The sequence below is a fragment of the Blautia sp. AM42-2 genome (assembly GCF_003480245.1).
Taxonomy (GTDB): domain Bacteria; phylum Bacillota; class Clostridia; order Lachnospirales; family Lachnospiraceae; genus Fusicatenibacter; species Fusicatenibacter saccharivorans.
In genome coordinates this window covers 148649-167488 of record NZ_QUIM01000002.1, presented here as the reverse complement: position 1 = coordinate 167488, position 18840 = coordinate 148649, and the positions used below count along the sequence as shown (strand labels likewise).

Genomic DNA, 18840 nt, shown 5'->3' with positions numbered 1-18840 from the left:
TACGAAGCCGCACGAGGTCGTCCGAGGTCGTCCATCCTTTCTCCCCTAAGCCTTCAGAATCGCGCTCAGCACATACTGATTATTTGAGAAGTTTTTCTGCGAAATATCCCCGAGTCTGATCAGGTCAACATCCAGCCACAGTTCCTCTGCTGCCACCATCATATTTGCAAACATAATCCCGAAATTCACCTCATCCCACTTCCGAAGCTTCTCCACACTGTGCTTCTTCGAGAAAATATGAATCCTGTTATCATACACCACAAATCTCCACGGCTGGCTGTTCATACTGGATGGCGACAGTCTCGCCGCTTCCAGCATCTGCGTCATCCACTGTCGCGGCACCTCTTTGAACACACAAAGATCCTCCAGCGGCAGTCTCTTTGCTTCACTTTGCCGTCTCGTATGCGAACCATGACTCTTACCAAAAGCGACGATCCCCACCAGCCGCTTTCCGTTCTTCTCAAGCTCCGCCTTTTTCACACGATTACTTCCGATAAAGCAGGTTCCCAGTCCGATACTGCACAGATACAGCACCATCTGTTCCATAATATAACCCACGTTCATCAGATATCGTTCTGACTCCTCCGAATAAAAAGCCATATAATACGGCGCCTTCACACTGAACATACTGAGCATTCTCTCCTGCCCTTTTCTGTTGTCCAGAATCGCCATATCCACACCGATGCCCGAAAACAGTGCCGGCATCTCCTTATAATGCTCCCAAATCTTATCCAAAGTCTGCGGCGGAAGCGTATCAAAACAATAATTCCTTACTGATTTTCTAACAAAAATAGCCTCATATAAATTCATACTCTCACCCTTACTTCATCTGCTATCCGTCTGTTTTTGTTACAGTTCACTGCTGAATGAACAGTAATATTTCTTTCATAGCCGGCCGCGGCCCGCTCCCCATTTTTACAGGAGCAAAGCCGCATTCCGAAAAATTTACGTTTAATCTTCCGCATTCGACAGAAATACGGAAATTCTCCCTCTTAATCGCAAATATTTTTCAATTTCCAGCTCATCCATTTTTACTCTGTAATAATATTGTAACATATCCAAAAACTTTTTCAAGGGAAAAACGCGCCAAATTTTGTATATTTTTCACACATATTTCCCATCAAATTTATGCAACTTTAAAACCTGTGCTTACGCTTCCGCGGTCAGCTTCTCCAGCTCCTCCACATAAGAAGCAAACACATCCAGCGCCTCTTCCACCGGCTCCGGCTTCGTCATATCGACGCCGCAGATCTTCAAAAGGTCAATCGGATCCATCGAGCAGCCGCCGCTTAAGAACTGTTTGTACTTCTCCACGATACCCGGCTCCCCTGCCAGGATCTTGCTGCTGATCGCAATCGCCGCCGAAAATCCCGTTGCATACTGATATACATAGAACGGTGTATAAAAATGCGGAATTCTCGCCCATTCCAGCGCGATCTGCGGATCCGAAATCATATCCGGTCCGAAATACTCCTTGTTGATCGACAGATACAGCTCCGAAATACCGTCCGCCGTCAGCGTGCCTTCCTCTGCCATCTTCTCATGAATCCGCTTCTCAAACTCCGCAAACATCGTCTGGCGGAACACCGTTCCCTTAAACTGATCCAGGAAATAATTCAGCAGGAAAATCTTCTCCTCTTTTTCTTTCGCATGCTTCAGCAGATAGCGGATCAGCAGTGCCTCGTTGCAGGTTGATGCCACCTCAGCGACAAAGAGGCGGTACTCCGCATACGTAAACGGCTGTGTATGGTTCGAATACCAGGAATGCAGCGAATGGCCCATCTCATGCGCCAGTGTGAAGACCGAATCGATATTTCCGTTAAAGCTCATCAGCACATACGGATGGGAATCGTAAGAACCCCAGGAGTAAGCACCGCTCTTTTTTCCTTCGTTCTCATAAACATCCACCCAGCGCTCCGAAAAGCCCTTGTCCAGCAGTGCCACATAATCATCCCCGAGCACGGCAAGCGCTTTCTTCACGATCTCGATCGCCTGCTCATACGTATATTTCTGCTCGTACTCTTTCGTCAGAGAAACGTAAACATCATACATATGAAGTTCATCCACACCGAGCAGCTTTTTACGCAGTGCCACGTAGCGGTACATCGCCGGCATTTTTGCATGAATCGCCTCGAGCAGCTTGTCGTAAACCGAAACCGGGATATTTCCGCCATCCAGCGATGCAGCCAGTGCAGATGGATATTTTCTTACATCTGCAAAGAATGCGGCCTGTTTCAGATTGGCACCGAACGTTGCGGCGAGCATGTTTTTGTGTTTTTCATACTCCGCATAATACTTCTCAAACGCTTCTTTTCTGACCCGGCGGTCCTTCGACTGTAAAAATCCGACGAAGGTGCCGTGGCTCAGTGGAACCTGATTTTCCTCTTCATCCGTGACCGGCTGGAATCTGAGGTCTGCGTTCGAAAATGCCGAGAAAATCTGATCCGGGCTGGATGCCATCTCTCCGGCTTTTGCAAGAACCGCCTCCATCTCCGGCGAGAGAATGTGCTCTTTCTTGCGGAAGTTTTCTTTTAATATGCGATCGTACAGACGGAGCGGCTCATATGCTTTTTCAAATTCTGTAACCGTCTCCTCGTCAAGCTCCAGGATCTCCGGCTCTACGAAAGAAGAGGCATCCGCAAGAACAGCCATCATGCTGTCCATCTTTCCGGCATAGCCCTGATACTTCTGATTTCCCATATCCTGGTGATATTTCTGGCTTGCATAGACATACAGGCTGGAAAAGACGCGGCTGATGTCATCCAGACCGGAAAGAACGTCATACAGCGCTTCTGCACTCTCTTTCATTGTTCCCTGTTTTGCGCGGAACGCTTCTATTTTCTTCGCAAGCTCCTGCTCTGTTTTCTCAAATTCTTCATCACTACCAAACAAACTCGAAAGATCCCAGCAGTACGCCGGATCCATCTCTTCTCTTTTTTTCAGTTTAATTTCTGCCATATTTCTCCCTTCATCCATCTTTTTAGACGGAACTATTTCTGCGGTTTTTCTTCTAATACTAATGTGCCGCACTTACGCTTAGTTTACCACAATTTAACCTCTAAATCTAAAATTTTTTCTTAATTTTCTTGACAAATCCATAAACCGATTGTATGATTGTACTATCAAATTAATACAGTAGTACAAAAGGAGTGAATGCCATATGCCATGGAATCTTGATTCCTCGCGGCCGATCTATCTGCAGATCATCGAGCGGGTACAGATGGACATCATCACCGGGCGCTATCAGCCGGGCGATAAGCTTCCGTCCGTCCGCGATCTCGCGCAGGAGGCCGCCGTCAACCCGAACACAATGCAGAAAGCGCTTTCCGAACTGGAACGCAGCGGACTGATCTATTCCCAGCGGACCAGCGGACGCTTTATTACCGAAGATAAGGAGTTGATTCATCAGATGAAAAAAGAACTTGCCGCCGCAGAAGTATCTGCTTTTGTTGCCCACATGAAACAGCTCGGCATAACCCCGGAGGAAATCCGGCAGCTACTTGCCGAAACGATTGAGGAGGAAGAAAATCATGAGTGAACTTGTAACGTGTAAAGACCTGACGAAGCGCTTCGGAAACCACACCGCGCTCGATCATCTCAACCTTTCCCTGGATTCCGGGAAAATTATCGGACTGCTGGGGCCCAACGGAAGCGGAAAGACGACGCTCTTAAAGCTGCTGAACGGACTGCTGACCCCGAGTGAGGGTGAAGTCCTCATCGCCGGAAATCATCCCGGTATTGAGACAAAACGGATCGTCTCCTATCTGCCGGATAAAATGTATCTCGGCAGCTGGATGCGCGTCTCGGATCTTTTAACGTATTACAGCGATTTCTTTGAGGACTTTGACATGTCCCGCGCCAATGCCATGCTGGAATCCTTAAAAATCAGCCCGAAGGACCGTTTGAAAACGATGTCGAAGGGAACGAAAGAGAAAGTCCAGCTCATCCTCACGATGAGCCGCCGCGCAAAGCTCTACTGCCTCGACGAGCCGATTGCAGGCGTCGATCCGGCAGCACGCGATTACATTTTATCTACGATTTTAAACAACTACGAACCAGACGCATCCATCCTCATCTCAACACATCTGATTTCCGATGTCGAAAATATTCTCGATGAGGTCATCTTTATCCAGGAGGGCCAGTTAAAACTGCACGCCTCGGTTGAGGATATCCGGATGCAGGAGGGTGAATCGATTGATTCTTATTTCAGGGAGGTATTCAAATGTTAAAAAAATGTCTGAAACATGAGTGGAAAGCATGCTGGAAAAACATGGCGCTGCTGAACGGTGCCGCCATTTTCATGGGCGCTCTCGGAGGCTCCGGATTCCTCTTTTCCCAGATTTCTGAGCTGCCGGATCTGCTGATCGTCCTCTATCTGTTTGCGTACGTTTTGATTGTGATCGCCGCATCCGTCATGACACAGGTGCTGATGATCCAGCGCTACTATAAAAATCTTTTTACCGACGAAGGGTATCTGACCAACGTCCTTCCGGTATCGGCAACGGATCATATTCTCTCCAAAATGCTGGTTTTCGGCGCATGGAGCATCTTAAACGCACTTTCCGTTCTCGCTTCCTTCGCTTTTTTGCTTCTGCCGTCCGCAATCCGGTATTTTACCGCAAACACCCTGCTTTTTTACAACAAGGCCATGACCTTTTCCGATTTTCTGTCCTATCTCTGGGCACAGATTACCGGTGTTGCCGATGCTGCTTTTTCCCTGATCGGCATCACGAACCACATCGGTATGGCACTGTTTTCCATCGTTGGCTTCTTCGCTTCGCTGTTCTTTGGCATTCTTCTGTTCTATGCCGCCATCAGCATCGGAAGCCTGGTATCCAGCCACAAAATTCTGACGGCTGTCCTCTCTTACATCGGCATGACTACCGTGATCCAGATCTTCGGCGGAATCAGCATCGTCCGTGTTTTCCAGGACTCCACACCGACTGCTGTGGTTACCACATCCTCGGTTTCCACACTTATCATCACCGTGGTGCTCTGCGTTGTTCTGTTCCTGATCTGCCGCTATATCTTAAGCAGACGGCTGAATCTTTCATAAAAATTGCATTAAAAAGCGCCGCCGCGGACGAACCGAATCGTCTGCGGCGGCGTTTTGTATGCATGTTCTGCACTTATGCCAGATGCCAGATATCCTCGTTGTACTGTGCAATGGTACGGTCGGAGGAGAAGAAGCCTGCTTTTGCGATGTTGATCAGGCACTTCTTGTTCCATGCATCTTTGTTCTCGTAGTCTTTGTATACTCTTTCTTTTGTCTTGATGTACTCTTTCAGGTCGAGCAGCGTCATGAACCAGTCTTTGTTCAAGATCTCTTTGTAGAGTCTCTCCAGGCAAACCTTGTCGCCGATAGCAAGAAGCTCATCGCTGACGATGAAATCAACCAGCTTTGCAATCTCCGGATCTTCGTCATAGATGTCTTTTGAGCAGTAAGCAGCATCTGCGTACAGGTCGATGACATCCTGCGGTTTCTTTCCGAAGATGTAGATGTTCTCTTTTCCGACAAGATCGCCAATCTCAACGTTTGCACCGTCTTCTGTTCCAAGCGTCAGGGCACCGTTCAGCATGAATTTCATGTTTCCGGTTCCGGAAGCCTCTTTGGATGCCAGGGAGATCTGCTCGGAGATATCTGCTGCCGGGATCACCTTTGCAGCTTTTGATACGTTGTAGTTCTCAAGCATAATCACTTTGAAGTACGGGCTTACCTCAGGATCGTTATCAATCAGCTCCTGCAGGCACAGGATCAGATGGATGATATCTTTTGCGATGATATAAGCCGGTGCAGCCTTTGCACCGAATACCATGGTGATCGGGGTTTTCGGCTTGTTGCCGCTCTTGATATCCATGTATTTGTAAATAGCGTACAGGGCGTTCATCTGCTGGCGTTTGTACTCATGAAGACGTTTTACCTGTACATCGATGATGGAATTTTCATCCAGCGCGATATTCTGTGTCTCATACAGGAACTGTTTGAGATCCAGTTTGCGGTTGTGTTTGATCTCCTCAAGTTTTGCAAGAACCTTCTTGTTGTCTTTGTATTTGAGCAGTTTTTCCAGCTCGTCGGCATCTTTTTTGAATCCCGGTCCGATCAGGCTCTCGATATACTGTGCCAGTTCACGGTTGCAGTGCAGCAGCCAGCGGCGGAAAGTGATTCCGTTTGTCTTGTTGTTGAATTTCTCCGGATAAATATCGTAGAACGGTTTCAGCTCGGAGTTTTTCAGGATCTCGGTGTGCAGTGCTGCAACGCCGTTAACAGAAAATCCGTAGTGGATATCCATGTGTGCCATGTGGACGCGCTGATCCTTGTCGATGATCGCTACTTTCTCATCTTTGTATTTCTTCTTTGCCTGTGCGTCCAGCTCGTGGATAATCGGCATCAGGTGCGGAACAACCTCCTCGAGGTAATCGATCGGCCATTTTTCCAGTGCCTCTGCCAGGATGGTGTGGTTGGTGTAAGCACAGGTCTTGCTTACAACATCGATGGCTTCCTGCATGGTAAAGCCTCTCTCCTGCAGCAGACGGATCAGCTCCGGAATGACCATGGACGGATGAGTATCGTTGATCTGGATCACAACGTGATCATACAGCTTATGCAGATCGTAGCCCTTCTGCTCGCACTCCATCAGGATGAACTGTGCGCCGTTGCTGACCATGAAATACTGCTGGTAGATACGAAGCAGCTGTCCGGCACGGTCGCTGTCATCCGGGTAGAGGAACAGTGTCAGGTTTTTCTGGATCTGATGCTTGTCAAAGTTGATGCTGTCTGATGGAACGATACTCTCGTCTACCGTATCTACATCGAACAGATGCAGACGGTTACAGCCATTGTTGTAACCCGGTACGTCGATATCATACAGGGTAGAATGCATCGTGAAGTTTTTATACGGAACTGCAAAGGATACCGGCTGTCTGACGAGCCAGCTCTCATTTGTGATCCATGGATTTTTCACTTCTTTCTGTTTGTGGTCGACCAGAAGCTGGCGGAACAGACCGAAGTGATAATTAAGGCCGATACCGTCTCCCGGCAGGCCAAGCGTTGCGATAGAATCAAGGAAGCATGCTGCCAGACGGCCGAGACCTCCGTTTCCAAGGGACGGCTCCATTTCCATCTCCTCGATCTCGGTCAGCTCTCTTCCGTGAGCTGCAAGTGCTTTTTCAACTTCCTCGTACATGCCAAGGTTAATCAGGTTATTGGACAGCAGTTTTCCGATCAGAAACTCTGCTGAAATATAATACAGCTTCTTACTTCCGGTGTTTCTTTTGCGACCTGCCATCTCCTGTTTGGTGATAACCATCAGGGCTTCAAAGATTTCGCTCTTTGTGCAGTTGTCCAGATCTCTTCCAAAACGCTCTTTTAAGATTGCCTGAATTCTTTCTTCCATTTTTTTCTCCTCGTATTGCTGTGGATAAATTCCCACAGTGTCATTTAGTTGCGCTGCCATTCCGGATTTCCTGCAATTGGCAGCTTTCGCAGTTCCATTCAAAGCTTTTCCCTGAATGGGACGGTTCACTTCTGAATCACTTTTGGGGGCAGCGAAACAGCAAATATTTTACTGCTGCGCGATCCGCGACTTCGTAGATTCCCTTACGACGAGTTCCCCATCGTATACTTTGCTGCAGGGTTCTTCTTTTCCTGAAATTAAGGAAAACAGCATCTTCGCCGTCTCTGCGGCAAGCTGCTCCACCGGCTGACGGATCGTTGTGATGCTGGGTATATAATACTCTCCTGCATCAATTCCGTCAAATCCGGCGACGGAAATGTCATCCGGCACGGTAAGCCCTGCCTCTTTTAAGGCACGGCACGCACCGATTGCCAGCGTATCCGCGGTGGCATACAGTGCGGAAAACTCCGTCTTTTTTTCCAGAATTTCTTTTGTTATCTTGTACCCTGTGGCGAAAGAATACGTATCGTCCTTCGTCATATGAAATACCAGATCAGGGTCATAAGGTATCCCATGATCCAGTAAAGCCTGGCGGTACGCATTCAGACGGAGCCGTCCGATACTGATGTCGTCCTCGCAGGCGGTAATGATGGCAATGCGCCGGTGCCCGAGACCACAGAGATAATCTACCATCTTATAGCTTTCCCTGTAGTCATCGACCGATACGCTCGCGCACGGTTTTCCTCCGTCTGAAACCGCCCCGATTGTACTGATCACGTACGGAACCGGGATCTGCGCCATTTTCTCATGCGGATGCGTAAAGTTTCCGCCGAGGAAAATGATGCCGCGCAGTCGTTTTTCTTTGACGATCTCGATCGCGGAGTCTACCTCATTTGCCTTTTCCTCTACTCGCTCAATAATGCAGGCGTATTTCTTTTTTCGCACAACCTCTTCAATCACACTGATCATGTTGTTGAAGAACATGTTGTCCATGCCTTTTACCAGAATGGCAATCGCTTTCGCATTCGACCGCTTCAGGTTTCTGGCACTGTTGTTCGGTACGTAATTCGATTCGGCAATCACCTTTAAAATCATCTCTTTTGTTTCCGGATTGATGTCCGGATGATTGTTCATCGCTCTCGATACGGTACTCACGCCTACCTTACATTTGCGGGCAATGTCCCTGATTGTTACCTGTTCCATATTCTGCAGGCCTCTCCTTTAAACTCTGTACCTGTTCTGCCGGAATCTCTTCCGGCTTGTTTCCCCGGCCTGTTTTGCTTTCTTTCCAGCGCGTGTTTTTATTTTGCAATACGTGCTGTAATCTGTGTCAGCCGATGAATTCTCTTTGCCATTTCCGGTGTAAACTGTCCCGGAAGCAGGCGCCATTTCCAGTTATTTCCAAGTGTAGACGGATAGTTAATTCTCGCCTCCGTGCCAAGACCTAAAAACTCCTGCATCGGAGTGACAGCCAGATTTGCCACGCTCTCCATTGACATGCGAATGAAATCCCACGGGAGTTCCTCGTCGGTACTCTTTGCATTTCCCATATACTCTTTGGAGAATTCGCGGTCTTCCTCACTCATGACATAATACCATCCAAGAATCGTATCGTTGTCGTGTGTTCCGGTGTAGACAACACAGTTTCTCTCGTAATTGTGCGGCAGATAATCGCTCTCCTCACGGGAGTCAAAAGCAAACTGCAGCACCTTCATACCCGGATAGCCGGATTCTTTTACCATTTCGATCACGCTCTCGGTAAGGTATCCCAGGTCTTCTGCGATAACGTCCACATCGCCGAGCTTTTCTTTGACGGTGTTGAACAGGTCCATGCCCGGTCCTTTTTCCCAGTGGCCGCGCTCTGCCGTCTGATCACCGAATGGGATGGAATAATATTCATCAAATCCGCGGAAATGGTCGATGCGGACAGTATCGTACAGTTTAAACACGTGAGCCAGACGTAACAGCCACCATGCATAACCTGTGCTCTTATGATAGTCCCATCTGTATAACGGGTTGCCCCAGAGCTGTCCGGTTGCGGAGAACGCATCCGGCGGGCATCCGGCAACTGCTTTTGGCTGGTTGTCCTCATCAAACTGGAACAGAACCGGATTTGCCCAGGTGTCGGCGCTGTCAAATGCAACATAAATCGGAATATCACCGATAATACGGATACCCTTTTCATTTGCGTATGCTTTCAGTGCTTTCCACTGTTTCAGGAACATAAACTGCTGGAATTTGTAAAATGCAACCTCCTCGGCAAGTTCTTCCCGTTTCTGATTCAGTGCTGCTTCTTCTCTGTCTTTTAATTCTGCCGGCCACTCACTCCAGCTGATTCCGCCGAGTGCATCCTTAATCGCCATATACAGCGCATAATCCTCCAGCCAGTAACCATTTTCCGATACAAATGCATCATATACGTCATCTGCCGCAAATCTTTCAAATGCTTTTCTGAGTACTTTGAAACGGGACAGATAAATCTTTTCGTAATCAATATACTCCGCGTTGTCGCCGAAATCGCACGCATCACACTCTTCTTCTGTCAGAAGTTCCTCTTTTACCAGGGTCTCCAAATCAATAAAATATGGATTTCCGGCAAAAGTAGAGAACGACTGGTACGGCGAATCTCCATATCCCGTCGGTCCAAGTGGAAGAATCTGCCAGTAGCTCTGGCCGGCCTCCTCCAGGCGATCCACAAATTCATACGCTTCTTTCGAAAAACATCCGATACCATATCGGGACGGCAGCGAAGCTACCGGAAGTAAAATACCACTTGCTCTCATTTTTAAACCCTTTCTCCTTGTCGTTTTTTCTATCCATCCGACCCCACAAATACATAATTCCTGTTCACGGATACGCAGCAAATTGTAACTTATGCAACCCCTATAGCCAGCTCATTTTGTTTCGTAAAAACAGGGCTGTCGGTATCTCGCCTGTATTTCCGGAAACGGTGTCGGTAACGTTTCCGGAACTCGTTATATTTACAATACCATACTCTGCATCAAAAAACAACCCCCAACCCCCTTATCATATTTACCAAATATTGAATCCTCTGTTTATTCAAAACAACGAATTTGCATTTTTGTAACGATGCAAAGCCATACATAAAAAGACAGCATGCGGGGGGCGGAACCGCTTTGGGCACTTAAAAATCATGAATTTTTCAAGCCTCCCATATAGGTTCTGTCCCCGCATGCTGTCTTTTGCGGTATCTGTTTTTCACTTAAAACTCCAGAATAATCTTTGTTCCGGTTCCAAGCGTACTCTCAATTTTAATCTTCGCATCATGAAGAATCGCTCCATGCTTCACAATGGAAAGTCCAAGTCCCGTACCTCCCGTTTCGCGGGAATGACTCTTATCCACACGATAGAACCGTTCAAAGATCCGCTCCTGATCTTCCTTTGCAATTCCGATTCCGGTATCTGCCACAGATACCACTGCCCGTCCGTTTCTTCCGCGGGAAACCGTCACTTCGACCTCACCGTCCCTGCGGTTGTACTTGATCGCATTGTCGCAGAGATTGTAGATCATCTCATAAAGAACCTGCCGTGCACCTTTGATCCGGCAGCTCTCTCCTCTCAGTGTCATCTTCACCTGCTGCTCCTTTGCCCGTATGGAAAGATGTCCCTCGACATCACGGCAGATCTGCATCAGATCCACTTCCTCCATCGGGATCGACTGGTCGTTCTCGTCCAGTCTGGACAGCTTGATAATATCCTCGACAAGAGAGCTTAACCGGCTCGCCTCACTGTGGATTCTGCCCGCAAATTTGGGAATATCCTCCGGTTTTACCATGTTATTTTCGATGATCTCCGCATATCCGGAAATCGACATCAGCGGTGTTTTCAGCTCATGTGACACATTGGCTGAAAACTCACGGCGCATCACCTCGGCTTTCTGTTTTTCCGTCACATCCAGCACCAGGATGACCGCACCGGATACAACACGGTCCACACGCACCGGATTTGCAAGAAGCTGATAGACTCTTCCATTTATCTCCAGCATCCGTTCCTCGGAACTGCCCTCCAGCGCATGATCCAGTGCCTCCTTCAGCTGCTCGTTGCGGCTGACTGTCACGATATTGTGGTTAATGCACTCCTCCGCTGTCACATCAAACAGATTCTGTGCCGAACGGTTGATGGAAAGTACGACCGACTGGTTTGTCACGATCAGACCATCCTTCATATATTCCGTGATGGCAAGATACTCCTCCTGATTATGGCGGAGCTCCTCCATCTGCTGCTGAATCTGCTTCTGCTGCTGATGAATTCTTCCAAGCAGCGGACTCAATTCCTCATACGCTTTGTTGTCCAGCGGATGATTCAGATCAATCTCATTGATCGGCTTTACAAGCGCCTTTGTCATATGGCTGACCATCAGCAGCTCCACGACAAGAACTGCCGCAATCAGCACAGCCACAAGCCATATATTCCGCAGCATCACACCGAACACACTGTCCGTTGTCAGGGAAACACGAATAATTTTTCCATTGTCCAGGCGCAGTGCCGTATAATATGTTTTGCTCCGCAGCGTTTCGGAATAACGGGAAATATTGCTTTCCCCTGTCTTTTCTGCCTCAATCACCTCCGGCCGCCCGGAATGATTTCCCATCATCTTCGCATCCTCAACCGAATCAAACAGAACGGTTCCGTCCGTGTCAATCAGGGTAACCCGGCTTGCCGTAATCTTGCCGGCCGGTTTATCCAGACTGTCATCACCCATCTTGTCCAGAAAATACCTGTAATACTCACATTCATTTCTCACCGAAACACGAAGCTGCTCCGCCGTATTGTTGTACATTGCCCAGCTCATGGTGAAAAAAGTCAGGATAATCGCAGCGATAATCAACGCTCCCGCATGTTGAAAGACTTTTTTACGCATCTTACTTTCTCAGCCTCCTATCCGGTATCCCACGCCGCGGACCGTCTCGATCAGCTCGCCGCATTCGCCCAGCTTCTGGCGGAGTGTACGCACATGAACGTCTACCGTACGGGTTTCTCCGTCAAAATCATAGCCCCAGACATGGCCGAGCAGACGGTCTCTTGTAAGGACAATTCCTTTATTTTCCATTAAAAACTTCAGCAGTTCAAACTCTTTTAGGGTCAGGGTAACCTTCTCCCCCTTGGCCAGAACCTGGTGCTGCTTTACCTGAATCTGCAGATCCCCGGTCTCCAGCACATCGTTTTCCTTCTCTTCTTTTCCGGCGCGACGCAGCACGGCACGTACCCTTGCGATAAATTCCATCATACCAAACGGTTTTGTAATATAGTCATCTGCTCCGCAGTCCAGACCCATGACCTTATCATATTCAGCGCCCTTTGCCGTTACCATAATGACCGGAATTTCTTTTGTTACTTCCGATGCTTTGAGGCGTGAAAGAATTTCAAGCCCATCCTCTCCCGGAAGCATGATATCCAGAAGGATCAGGTCCGGAAGCTGTTCTGCAATAGCTGCATTCAGCTCTTTTCCGCTTTCCAGGCCTTTTGCGGTAAAACCGCTCGATTCCAGTGTGTATACGATCAGTTCCCGTATATTTCTTTCATCTTCCACGCAGTAGATCATCTGTTATTCCCCTTTATGGTGACCGTTAATGGAGTACACAACCCATTCCGCAATGTTTGTTGCATGGTCACCGATTCTTTCATAATATTTTGCAATCATCAGATAGTCCAGAGACTGGACATCTGTGGTAATTCCCTTTCGCATACCCTGCAGAATTTCATCCTTGACCTCATCAAAAAGATCATCCACGATATCATCGGAATCGATAACCTCCCGTGCAAGCTTCAGATCCTGCTTAACGTATGCATCAATGCATTTTGTTACCATAGAAGCTGTTGCTTTCGCCATATCCTTCAGACGGATGCTTGCATCCGGCACATCAAGACTCGTTACTTTTACGATATCCGCAATATCTGCTGCCTGGTCTCCGATCCGCTCCATATCGGTAATCATTTTTAATGCCGCAGATACCTGACGCAGATCACGTGCTACCGGCTGCTGCTGTAAAATGATGCGGAAGCAGAGATCCTCGATCTCCCGTTCTTTCGCATCGACAACCTGGTCTTTTTTGATAATCTCTTCTGCCGCTCTCTGGTTTCCCTCCAGCAGAACCTCATATGTCCGTCCGATTGCCTGCTCGCAGAGTGCGCCAAGCTCAATCAGCTCCGTGTGCAGAATTTCCATCTGCTGCTCAAATCTTTCCCTCATATCAGCCAAACCTCCCTGTAATGTAATCCTCTGTCCGTTTATCCTTCGGCATGGAGAAGATCTGTTCGGTCTCTCCGTATTCTACTATCTCTCCTAACAGGAAAAATGCGGTTTTGTCGGAAATTCTGGCTGCCTGCTGCATATTGTGGGTTACCATGACAATAGTATAATCTTTTTTCAATTCTACCGCAAGATCTTCGATTTTGGACGTAGAAATCGGATCCAGTGCTGAGGTTGGTTCGTCCATCAGAAGAACCTCCGGCTGTACGGCAAGAGCACGCGCAATGCAAAGACGCTGCTGTTGTCCGCCGGACATGCCAAGTGCGCTTTTCTTCAAACGGTCCTTCACCTCATCCCAGATTGCTGCCTGTCGAAGAGACTGTTCCACAATATCATCCAGCTTCGCTTTGGAACGGATACCATGAGTTCTCGGTCCGTAGGCGATATTGTCGTAAATGCTCATCGGGAACGGATTTGGTTTCTGAAATACCATGCCGACCCGTTTGCGGAGTCCGTTGACATCCATTTTTCCGCTGTAGATGTTTTCTCCGTCCAGCAACATTTCACCGGTGATCCGGCAGCCCGGAACGAGATCGTTCATTCTGTTGATGGATTTTAACAGGGTCGATTTACCACAGCCGGAAGGTCCGATAAAAGCCGTCACTTCATTGGCATCAATGCTCAAGTTGATATTTTTTAATGCATGAAAGTCTCCGTAATAAAGATCCATATTGGATACATCTATTTTGCTCATGTTTTTTCCTCGTCTCTCTTTTATTTCTTTGCAATTTTCTTCGCAATCATTCCGGAACAGCCGTTGATCAGAAGGACAATCAGCATCAGGATGACGCCGGTTGCATACATCTGATTCATATAAAGGCCTTCACTGGAAAGTGCATACATATGAACGGCAAGGGTACGGCCGGAATCCATAAGGCCTGCCACCTTTGCAATCGTTCCTGCTGTGAAAAGAAGCGCTGCCGTCTCTCCTACGACACGGCCTGTCGCAAGAATGACACCGGAAAGAATGCCGGGTACGGCAGATGGAAGAACAATTTTAAAAATCGTACGAAGCTTTCCGGCTCCCAGTCCAAAGCTTGCTTCCCGATAGGAATCCGGAACCGATTTTAAGGCTTCTTCTGCTGTTCGCATAATCAGCGGAAGAATCATGATGGCAAGGGTACAGGCACCGGACATCATCGAGTATCCCATTTTCAGGGTTTTCGTAAAAAACAGCATACCAAACAAACCGTAAACGATCGACGGAATACCGGAAAGGGTCTCTGCCGTAATCCGGATCAGGCCAACCAGTTTTCCGCGTTTGTTGGCATATTCAACCAGATAAATCGCCGAGAAAATGCCAAGCGGCGCAGCAAGCAGCAGGGAAAGTACTGTCATCGTAACAGTGTTGATGATCGCCGGAAGCATCGTAACATTCTCTGTATTATAGGTCCAGGCAAACTGCTCCAGTGTCAGGTTTTTCACGCCACGAATCAGAATGAATCCAACCAGGAAAACCAGAACGGCAAGTGCAAGAATAGCTGCTCCCCAGGTAATTCCGGTCAGCACGGAGGAAAAAACACTTTTGTGATACGTAACCTTTGTTCTTTCTTTTTCTTTTGTATTTATTTTTACAGCTTCCATTGTATTTACAGCTCCATTTCCTTTAATCACCATAATGTACCCTCCGGTTCAGCATAGACACCGATAAATTGATCAGCAGGATAAAGACAAACAGCACAACACCCGTTGCAATCAGCGCTTCCCGGTGAAGTCCGGATGCATATCCCATCTCCAGTACAATATTGGCTGTCATGGTACGAAGGCCTTCTGTGATTCCTTTTGGCATACGAGGCTGGTTTCCGGCAATCATAATCACTGCCATCGTCTCTCCGATGGCACGTCCGATGCCAAGCACGATACCTGCCAGGATTCCGGATTTTGCCGCCGGAACAACTGCAAAGAAAACGCTCTGGGAATGCGTTGCACCAAGGCCAAGGCTTGCTTCATAGTAGGATTCCGGAACGCTTGTAATGGCGGATTCTGTTACACCGACCACGGTCGGAAGAATCATAACGGCCAGAAGAATAGATGCCGTCAGCATTGTGTTTCCGTTTTTGCCTGTCAGCTGTGCCATCAACGGGACGATCACAACCAGTCCGAAAAATCCATATACGATAGACGGAATACCGGCCATCAGGTTAATACCTGATTTGCAGATGCCGTAAAACTTTTTCGGACAGTAACGGGAAAGAAACACCGAAGTAAGAATGGCAACCGGCACACCCATCAGGATTGCAAGGCCGGTCACGCAGATACTGCCGACAATCATCGGCAGGATACCGAAAATGTTGTTTCCCGGTTTCCACACGGTACCGGTCAAAAATTTCAGCGGTCCGATTTTAAAAATAGCAGGAACGCCATTCATGAACAGGAAAATGCAGATCAGTGCAACAGCCAGTACGGAGCAGCACGCCGCAATCAGGAATACAAGTTTCATGATCGTTTCTCTTAGTTTCATAAGATAAATCCTTTCATTTCATTGTTTCGCGGAGCGTGTTTGAAAAAGACTTTCGTTTTTTTCCTTACGAACTGCTTTTTCAAGCACGTTCCGAAAGACAGCTTCTTTTTCTGAACATTTTCGGATACGGAAGTAAGAGCGATTTTCCATTGTTCGCCCTTACTTCTTTTTCCATTGCTTTATACATTCTTTATTTTACATCTGCCCAGTCGGTTGTGTCGCCAACATAGATGCTCTTTACCTGATCGCTGGTCAGCCCGTCGGTCGGGTTCTCTTTGTTTACGATGACAGCAATACCGTCGGTTGCGATTACGGTTGCGGTAAGCCCTGAGGATTTCTCCTCATCCTTTAAGTCACGGGATGCCATACCGATGTCGCAGAGACCGTCGCTTGCGGAAGTGATACCTGTTGTGGAATCGCTCTGCTGTACTTCGATGTTAGCGTTTGAATTTACTTTTGTATAAGCCTCTTTTAATTTTTCCATCAGTGGTGTTACAGAGGAAGATCCTGCTACCACAACCTTTTCACCGCTGCAGTTTCCTTCGTAGGCTTTGGTATCTTTGATTGCAATATATCCGTCATCTGAAACAACCTGCTGTCCGTCGGTGCTTAAGATGTAGTCCATGAAATCCTGCGCATCTGCGGAAAGACCGTCTTTTGTTACAATGTTGAACGGACGGCTTACTTTATAGGAACCGTTTTCTACGTTCTCTGCGCTTGCCTCTGCTCCGTCGATTTTCAGTGCTTTGACTTCATCATTTAAGGATCCAAGGGAGATATAACCGATTGCGTACTGGTTACCTGCCACTGTGCTCATCATAACGGAAGTATTGTTGGTGATCTGTGCATCAACGGTGGTATTATCCACTTTCTCACCTGCATCGTTTTTCTCTTCTACACCGAACAGCTCGATGAATGCACCTCTGGTACCGGAACCATCCTCACGGGAGATCACGCTGATCTGTCCGGAAAAATCTCCGCCTGCTGCGGTGCTGTCACCGTCTGTGCTGCCATCTGCCTCTGTTGCAGAAGCCTCTTTTGTAGTGTCTGCTGTGGAAGAACTGCTGCTATCGCTGCTTCCACATCCTGCAAGCATTCCTGCAGCCATCATTGCGGTTAAGGTGATTGCAATTACTTTTCTCTTCATAATATTCTTTTCTCCTCTTTTCACACGGGATTTTTGTGATTTCTATTTTGTAAAATCGCAATCCCGACGTTTTTTACATTTCGTTTTTACAGGTTTCATCATAACAACGGCGTGTAAAATGCAAAATCTCAGAGATGTTAAGTTTATGTAAAACATGAGTTTTTTCTTTTTTACATTCCATTTTTCCGGTCGTAAACCGCTCCGTCACATCTCTCGCAAGTGGCACATTTTTTCCGCGCAGTGCAATCCTGCCCAAAGGATCTTTTTCTCCGCAGGAAATTCCAACAAGATTTCCCATAGAAAAAAAGGCTCCCCGGAATACTCTTTTTTCAGAGTATTCCGGGGAGCCTTTTTCTAAAGTATATGCAAAAGCGGATATTCGCAATCCTCTTATTCCGTCACCGGCACGTCAAGCTTTTCGGACGCTTCTTTTAACAGGTCAATGATCGGCAGATGCTGCGGGCATACACTCTCACACTGACCGCACTGCACGCAGTCTTCTACTTTTCCCGATGTTTCCAGCAGCTTTTTATAATAATTTTTCGCGCGGTCTTCTTCTCCATACAGGCGGATGGTATTCAATGCCTTGAACACATCCGGAATCGCGATTCCCATCGGACATCCGTCGCAGCAGTAACGACAGGCGGTACATGGAACTGCCGGACTCTTTTTCAGCGCTTCCTGTGCTTTGGCGATCACTGCTTTTTCTTCCTCGTTTAACGGTACAAAATTTCGGAAGGTTTTGATATTATCCTCCATCTGTTCCTCGTTTGACATACCAGAGAGCACGGTTGCAACACCCGGGAGAGAAGCCGCAAAGCGGAGTGCCCAGGACGCAATCGATGCATCCGGATGAACGCGTTTCATCTCTGCTTCAATCTCTTTGCCTGCTGATGCAAGGGAACCGCCCTTTACCGGCTCCATAACAAGGAACGGCATATCGTATTTCCGAAGCACCTCATACAGACGTCCGGACTGGATCAGCGGATTGTCCCAGTCAGCATAGTTCATCTGGATCTGAACAATTTCAACCTCCGGATGCTCAGAGAGAATCTTGTCAAGCAGCTCCGGCGTTCCGTGGAAGGAGAAACCAAAGTGTTTGATCAGTCCCTCTTCTTTTTTCTTCTTGGCCCAGTTGAAACAGTCGTATTTCACATAACCTTCATAGTTTGCGCCGTCTTCTACGCTATGCAGCAGGTAATAATCAAAGTAGCCTGCTCCGGTGCGCGCGAGCTGATCGTTGAAAATGCGGTCGCGCCCCTCAATGCCCTCGTCCATCATCCACTGCGGGAGTTTTGTCGTCAAAGTAAAACTTTCTCTCGGATGACGCTCTACCAGCGCTTTTTTCACGATGCTCTCCGATTTTCCGCCGCAGTACATATAGGCGGTGTCAAAATAGTTCATTCCGGAGGCAAGGTACGCATCGACCATTTTACAGATCTGCTCCAGATCCAGTTCTCCGTCCTTCTCCGGAAGGCGCATCATGCCAAATCCTAATTTCGGCATTTTTGTTACATCTACACTCATGATAAAATCCCCTTTCTTTTCCGCGGAAAACCTTCGTTTC

Annotated in this window: 16 protein-coding genes; 3 read left to right on the top strand and 13 right to left on the bottom strand. The window is 47.8% G+C overall.

Going from position 1 to position 18840, the window contains the following annotated elements; translation table 11 throughout:
- Nucleotides 1-45 precede the first annotated feature (45 nt).
- Together DW915_RS03870 and pepF are read right to left on the bottom strand one after the other, a co-directional pair.
- A complete protein-coding gene (locus DW915_RS03870) occupies nucleotides 46-810 on the bottom strand; it encodes a nitroreductase family protein (RefSeq protein WP_022462268.1) in 765 nt (254 codons plus the stop codon).
- A 339-nt stretch (nucleotides 811-1149) separates the two neighbouring features.
- Nucleotides 1150-2958, bottom strand: a complete 1809-nt coding sequence (pepF, locus tag DW915_RS03865) for an oligoendopeptidase F (protein ID WP_226906295.1) — start codon at nucleotides 2956-2958, stop codon at nucleotides 1150-1152.
- Between the two features lie 202 nt (nucleotides 2959-3160).
- On the opposite strand from pepF, the gene DW915_RS03860 reads away from it, so the two are divergent.
- From DW915_RS03860 to DW915_RS03850, 3 genes are read left to right on the top strand one after another with little or no spacing between them, the layout of a single operon-like run.
- Entirely contained in the window at nucleotides 3161-3538 is a 378-nt protein-coding gene (locus DW915_RS03860; protein ID WP_022462266.1) for a GntR family transcriptional regulator, read from the top strand.
- The gene (locus DW915_RS03855) at nucleotides 3531-4229 is read left to right on the top strand and encodes an ATP-binding cassette domain-containing protein (protein ID WP_055227982.1); all 699 of its coding nucleotides are present in this window, start codon (nucleotides 3531-3533) and stop codon (nucleotides 4227-4229) included. Before DW915_RS03860 ends, DW915_RS03855 begins: the two co-directional genes overlap by 8 nt.
- Nucleotides 4223-5056, top strand: a complete 834-nt coding sequence (locus tag DW915_RS03850; RefSeq protein ID WP_118741624.1) for a hypothetical protein — start codon at nucleotides 4223-4225, stop codon at nucleotides 5054-5056. Before DW915_RS03855 ends, DW915_RS03850 begins: the two co-directional genes overlap by 7 nt.
- 73 nt (nucleotides 5057-5129) lie before the next feature.
- On the opposite strand, the gene DW915_RS03845 is transcribed toward DW915_RS03850, so the two are convergent.
- The 11 genes from DW915_RS03845 to DW915_RS03790 form a co-directional block, all read right to left on the bottom strand.
- Nucleotides 5130-7394, bottom strand: a complete 2265-nt coding sequence (locus DW915_RS03845; protein WP_055227980.1) for a glycogen/starch/alpha-glucan phosphorylase — start codon at nucleotides 7392-7394, stop codon at nucleotides 5130-5132.
- A gap of 168 nt (nucleotides 7395-7562) precedes the next feature.
- On the bottom strand, nucleotides 7563-8597 hold the full coding sequence (locus tag DW915_RS03840) for a LacI family DNA-binding transcriptional regulator (RefSeq protein ID WP_117802081.1): 1035 nt from the start codon (nucleotides 8595-8597) through the stop codon (nucleotides 7563-7565).
- Between the two features lie 98 nt (nucleotides 8598-8695).
- The gene (malQ, locus tag DW915_RS03835; RefSeq protein ID WP_117804707.1) at nucleotides 8696-10177 is read right to left on the bottom strand and encodes a 4-alpha-glucanotransferase; all 1482 of its coding nucleotides are present in this window, start codon (nucleotides 10175-10177) and stop codon (nucleotides 8696-8698) included.
- Nucleotides 10178-10617: 440 nt separating this feature from the next.
- Nucleotides 10618-12276, bottom strand: coding sequence for a sensor histidine kinase (locus tag DW915_RS03830; protein WP_118741623.1), 1659 nt, complete (start codon nucleotides 12274-12276; stop codon nucleotides 10618-10620).
- 9 nt (nucleotides 12277-12285) lie between these two features.
- Nucleotides 12286-12957, bottom strand: a complete 672-nt coding sequence (locus DW915_RS03825) for a winged helix-turn-helix domain-containing protein (protein ID WP_118741622.1) — start codon at nucleotides 12955-12957, stop codon at nucleotides 12286-12288.
- A 3-nt stretch (nucleotides 12958-12960) separates the two neighbouring features.
- The gene (gene phoU / locus DW915_RS03820) at nucleotides 12961-13605 is read right to left on the bottom strand and encodes a phosphate signaling complex protein PhoU (protein ID WP_117804708.1); all 645 of its coding nucleotides are present in this window, start codon (nucleotides 13603-13605) and stop codon (nucleotides 12961-12963) included.
- Between the two features lies 1 nt (nucleotide 13606).
- Complete coding sequence (pstB, locus tag DW915_RS03815; protein WP_118741621.1) at nucleotides 13607-14359, bottom strand: phosphate ABC transporter ATP-binding protein PstB; 753 nt, start codon at nucleotides 14357-14359, stop codon at nucleotides 13607-13609.
- 20 nt (nucleotides 14360-14379) lie between these two features.
- The gene (pstA, locus tag DW915_RS03810) at nucleotides 14380-15282 is read right to left on the bottom strand and encodes a phosphate ABC transporter permease PstA (protein WP_242857201.1); all 903 of its coding nucleotides are present in this window, start codon (nucleotides 15280-15282) and stop codon (nucleotides 14380-14382) included.
- Nucleotides 15272-16126 (bottom strand): phosphate ABC transporter permease subunit PstC, encoded by an 855-nt coding sequence (gene pstC / locus DW915_RS03805; RefSeq protein WP_022462254.1) that lies wholly within the window; start codon nucleotides 16124-16126, stop codon nucleotides 15272-15274. The genes pstA and pstC overlap by 11 nt, the downstream gene beginning before the upstream one ends.
- Nucleotides 16127-16316: 190 nt before the next feature.
- Nucleotides 16317-17273, bottom strand: coding sequence for a substrate-binding domain-containing protein (locus DW915_RS03800; RefSeq protein ID WP_117509344.1), 957 nt, complete (start codon nucleotides 17271-17273; stop codon nucleotides 16317-16319).
- Between the two features lie 390 nt (nucleotides 17274-17663).
- Nucleotides 17664-18800 (bottom strand): aldo/keto reductase, encoded by a 1137-nt coding sequence (locus DW915_RS03790; RefSeq protein WP_243033779.1) that lies wholly within the window; start codon nucleotides 18798-18800, stop codon nucleotides 17664-17666.
- Between the last annotated feature and the right edge of the window lie 40 nt (nucleotides 18801-18840).

What these genes read in the sequence shown, in the direction of transcription:
- phoU (WP_117804708.1), bottom strand. Translation starts at nt 13,605, where the DNA reads ATGAGGGAAAGATTTGAGCAGCAGATGGAAATTCTGCACACGGAGCTG.
- DW915_RS03830 (WP_118741623.1), bottom strand. Translation starts at nt 12,276, where the DNA reads ATGCGTAAAAAAGTCTTTCAACATGCGGGAGCGTTGATTATCGCTGCG.
- DW915_RS03845 (WP_055227980.1), bottom strand. Translation starts at nt 7,394, where the DNA reads ATGGAAGAAAGAATTCAGGCAATCTTAAAAGAGCGTTTTGGAAGAGAT.
- malQ (WP_117804707.1), bottom strand. Translation starts at nt 10,177, where the DNA reads ATGAGAGCAAGTGGTATTTTACTTCCGGTAGCTTCGCTGCCGTCCCGA.
- DW915_RS03855 (WP_055227982.1), top strand. Translation starts at nt 3,531, where the DNA reads ATGAGTGAACTTGTAACGTGTAAAGACCTGACGAAGCGCTTCGGAAAC.
- DW915_RS03800 (WP_117509344.1), bottom strand. Translation starts at nt 17,273, where the DNA reads ATGAAGAGAAAAGTAATTGCAATCACCTTAACCGCAATGATGGCTGCA.
- DW915_RS03850 (WP_118741624.1), top strand. Translation starts at nt 4,223, where the DNA reads ATGTTAAAAAAATGTCTGAAACATGAGTGGAAAGCATGCTGGAAAAAC.
- DW915_RS03860 (WP_022462266.1), top strand. Translation starts at nt 3,161, where the DNA reads ATGCCATGGAATCTTGATTCCTCGCGGCCGATCTATCTGCAGATCATC.
- pepF (WP_226906295.1), bottom strand. Translation starts at nt 2,958, where the DNA reads ATGGCAGAAATTAAACTGAAAAAAAGAGAAGAGATGGATCCGGCGTAC.
- DW915_RS03825 (WP_118741622.1), bottom strand. Translation starts at nt 12,957, where the DNA reads ATGATCTACTGCGTGGAAGATGAAAGAAATATACGGGAACTGATCGTA.
- DW915_RS03840 (WP_117802081.1), bottom strand. Translation starts at nt 8,597, where the DNA reads ATGGAACAGGTAACAATCAGGGACATTGCCCGCAAATGTAAGGTAGGC.
- DW915_RS03870 (WP_022462268.1), bottom strand. Translation starts at nt 810, where the DNA reads ATGAATTTATATGAGGCTATTTTTGTTAGAAAATCAGTAAGGAATTAT.
- pstA (WP_242857201.1), bottom strand. Translation starts at nt 15,282, where the DNA reads ATGGTGATTAAAGGAAATGGAGCTGTAAATACAATGGAAGCTGTAAAA.
- pstB (WP_118741621.1), bottom strand. Translation starts at nt 14,359, where the DNA reads ATGAGCAAAATAGATGTATCCAATATGGATCTTTATTACGGAGACTTT.
- pstC (WP_022462254.1), bottom strand. Translation starts at nt 16,126, where the DNA reads ATGAAACTAAGAGAAACGATCATGAAACTTGTATTCCTGATTGCGGCG.
- DW915_RS03790 (WP_243033779.1), bottom strand. Translation starts at nt 18,800, where the DNA reads ATGAGTGTAGATGTAACAAAAATGCCGAAATTAGGATTTGGCATGATG.